Annotated in this window: 1 protein-coding gene; it reads right to left on the bottom strand. The window is 70.5% G+C overall.

Going from position 1 to position 4029, the window contains the following annotated elements:
• A partial coding sequence (locus Dsi01nite_RS56625) for a non-ribosomal peptide synthetase (protein WP_203854841.1) occupies positions 1-4029 on the bottom strand: 4029 nt, incomplete at both ends.

Genomic DNA, 4029 nt, shown 5'->3' with positions numbered 1-4029 from the left:
GACCACGATGTCGTCCTGACCCGAATACCCGGACAGCAGGACGGTGTAGGCGGCGAACATCGTCATGAACATCGACGCACCGGCATCGCGCGACGCTGCCCGCAAGCCGTCCGCGACCTCGGCCGGCACTGCGAACTGCAGCACCGCGCCTTCGGACGAGCGCACCGGCGGCCTCGGGTGATCTGTCGGCAGGTTCAGGGTCGGCGCGTCGGCCAGAGCCTCGCGCCAGTAGTCCAGCTGGGTCTGGAGCATCTCGCCGGTCAGCCACTGGCGCTGCCAGATCGCGTAGTCGGCGTACTGGACCGGGAGGTCGGGCAGGCTCGCACCCGAGTAGAGCGCCTCCAGCTCGCTCTGCAGGATGTCGGCCGACCACTCGTCGCCGACCACGTGGTGCATCGCGAGCGCCAGCACGTGCTCGTCCGCGGCGACCCGCACGAGCGTGGCCCGCAGCGGCGGCCGCGCGGCGAGGTCGAACGGGATCGCGGCGTCCGCCGCCAGCCACGCCTCGACCTCGTGGGCAGGCACGTCCACGACCGGCAGCTCGAACCGCTCGGGCGCCGGGTCGATCACCTGCCACGGCACGCCGTCGGCATCCGGCACCAACCTCGTACGCAGCACCTCATGCCGGCGCACAAGACCCGCCAACGCCGCACCGAGGGCACCCACATCCAGGTCGCCTCCCGACAGCGGGATCGGCATCGGCATGTTGTACTCGACCGACTCCGGCGCCAGCTGATGCAGGAACCACAGCCGCTGCTGCGCAAACGACAACGGCAGCGGTCCGCCACGGTCCACAGCCACGACCGGCGGCGCCGTCACCCGGACCCCGGCAGCCTCGATCGCCGCCGCCAACCCCACAACGGTCGGCGAGTCGAACACCACCGCGACCGGAATCTCGACATCGAACAACGCCCGGACACGCGACACCACCCGCGTCGCCAACAACGAATGCCCACCCAACGCAAAGAAGTTGTCGACCGCCCCGACCCGCTCAACACCCAACAGATCGGCCCACATCCCGGCCAACACCTCCTGCACCGGCCCCACCGGCGCCACGAACACCCCGCTCGGCCGGGTCGCCTCGACTGCCGGCAACGCCGAGCGATCCACCTTCCCGTTCCGGTTCAACGGCAACGACGACAGCTCCACAAACACACCCGGCACCATGTACTGCGGCAACCGCTCACCCAGGTACGCGCCCAGCCCATCGACATCGCCGACCACATAGGCCACCAACCGATCGCCGTCCGCCATCACCACCGCGTCGGAAACACCCGGGTGCGACCGCAGCGCATGCTCGACCTCGGCCGGCTCGATCCGGAAGCCACGCACCTTCACCTGCTCATCCGAACGACCGATGAACTCCAACGTCCCGTCCGGCCGCCAACACGCCACATCACCGGTCCGGTACCACCGAGCACCGGCCTCACCCGCAACGAACCGCTCCGCCGTCAACTCCGGCCGGCCCGCATACCCCCGCGCCACACCGGCGCCGCCGATGTACACCTCACCCGGCACCCCGACCGGAACCGGGCGCAACGACCGGTCCAACACCTGCACCCGCACATTGCCCAACGGCACCCCGATCGACGGCGCACCCTCCTCACCCGGCGCACACCGCATCGTGGTGGCCATCACCGTCGCCTCAGTCGGACCATACGTATTGACCAGCCGCACCCGACCCGACCACACACCAGCCAACTGCTCACTCAGACGCTCCGCACCCACCACCCACGTGTCCACGCCGGGCACCGCGGCCGGGTCCAGCTGGCTCAGCAGCGACGGGACCACGCTCGCCGAGCCCACCCCGGTGCGGGTCAGCAACGCCTGCAATGCCACCGGATCCGTGCGTTCGCCCGGCTCCGCGATCACCAGCGTCCCGCCGTGGGTCAGGGTTGCGACCACGTCCAGGACCGACGCGTCGAACGAGAACGACGCGAACTGCAGCACCGAACGACCCGGCTTGATGTCCAGGGTCGCGGCCAGCTGTACCGCCAGGTTCACCAGGCCGCGGTGGGACACCACCACGCCCTTCGGCACGCCGGTCGAACCCGACGTGTAGATCACGTACGCGGCCTGATCCGGGTGAACCGGCGGAACCTCGACGTCCGCGGCGGCGGTGACGATCGAGTCCAGGACCACCGACGCACCTGCGTCCTCGACCATGAACGCCTGGCGCTGCCGGGGCAGATCCCTGTCCAGCGGCAGATAGGCCGCCCCCGCCAGCCACGTGCCCAGGATCGCGATCAGCATGTCCACGCCGCGCCCGAGTCGGAGGCCGACCACCGACTCCGGGCCGACGCCGATCGACCGCAGGTACGACGCCACGCCGCCGGCCCGCGACCACAGCTCGCCGTACGTCAGCGTCGCGTCGCCGCAGCGCGCCGCCGTCGCGTCCGACGGCCAGCGGTGCATCAGCTCGAGCACGCTCGAGCCAGGCAGGTCCAGATCCCGGCCCGACCACGCGGCCAACCCGACCGCCTCGGCCGCATCCAGCAACGGCAGCCGCGACACCGGCACCGCCACGTCCGCCGTGACCGCGGCGAGGAGCCGCTGGAAGTGGGCGATCAACCGGACCATCCGGTCGGCGTCGAACAGGGCGGTGCTGTACTGCACCGAACCCACCAGACCGCCGTCGACCTCACCGATCGCGAGCGCCAGATCGAACTTCACCGGCACCGGCTCCGGGTCGGTCCCCACCTCGATCGCGGCCGCGTCGGTGGCGTAGTTGAACAGCACCTGGAACAGCGGTGTGCGGGAGCGGTCGCGCTCCACCACCAGTTCGTCGACGAGCTGCTCGAACGGCAGGTCCTGGTGCGCGTACGCGCGCAGTGTCTCGCCCCGCACCCGGCCCAGCAGCTCGACGAACGTCGGGTCGTCCGACAGCTCCGTGCGCAGGACCAAGGTGTTGACGAAGAACCCGATCAGGCCCTCGATCTCGGCCCGGTTTCTATTCGCGATCGGGGTGCCGATCAGGATGTCGTCCTGGCCGGTGTAGCGGGAGAGGAGCACAGCAAACGCGGACAGCACTGTCATGAACATCGACGCGTCCGCGTTGCGCGCCACGGCCCGCAAACCGTCCACCACGTCTGCCGGGACCGCGAAGCCGATCGCCGCGCCCTCCGTCGAGCGCACCGGCGGCCGGGGCCGGTCGGCCGGCAGTTCAAGCGTCGGGGCGTCCGCCAACCGGTCCCGCCAATAGCCGACCTGGGCCTCCAGCACGTCACCGGTCAGCCACTGCCGCTGCCAGACGGCGAAGTCGGCGTACTGCACCGGCAGCTCGGGCAGCTTCTCCCCCGCGTACAGCGCCGCGAACTCGCGCAGCAGGATGCCGGTGGACCACTCGTCGCTGATCACGTGATGCTTCGCGATCACCAGCACGTGCCGATCCTCGGCCAAGCGAACGAGGGTGGCCCGGAACAGCGGTCCGGCGGCCAGGTCGAACGCCTCCTCCGGACCTGGCTCGTCCACCACTGGCAGCTCGAACCGCTCCGGCGCCGGGTCGATCACCTGCCACGGCACCCCGTCAGCATCCGGGACCAGCCGCGTGCGCAGCACCTCATGACGGCGGACCAATTCGGCCAGCGCATCCGCCAACCGCTCGACGTCGAGGTCACCGTCCAACGGGACAGCCATCGGCGTGTTGTACTCCACCGACTCCGGCTCCAGCTGCTGCAGGAACCACAACCGTTGCTGCGCGAACGACAGCGGCAGCCGCGTGCCGCGGTCGACCGGCACGATCGGCGGCGCCACCGAGCCCGACTCCGCGTCAACCACTGCCGCCAGCCCCGCGACCGTGGGCGCGTCGAACAGCGCGGCGACCGGTATCTCCGCGTTGAACGCGAGCCGGACACGCGACACGACCTGGGTGGCGAGGAGTGAGTGGCCGCCGAGGTCGAAGAAGTTGTCGCGGACGCCGACCCGCTCGATGCCGAGCAACTCCCCCCAGATCCCGGCCAGCAACTCCTCGGTCGGCGTCTGCGGCGCGGTGTAGCTGTCGGCCAGTTCCGGTCGTTCGCTGCCGGGTGC

The sequence above is a fragment of the Dactylosporangium siamense genome (assembly GCF_016862795.1).
GTDB lineage: Bacteria > Actinomycetota > Actinomycetes > Mycobacteriales > Micromonosporaceae > Dactylosporangium > Dactylosporangium siamense.
The sequence above is the reverse complement of the archived record's forward strand: the minus strand, read 5'-3'. Positions and strand labels throughout refer to the sequence as shown.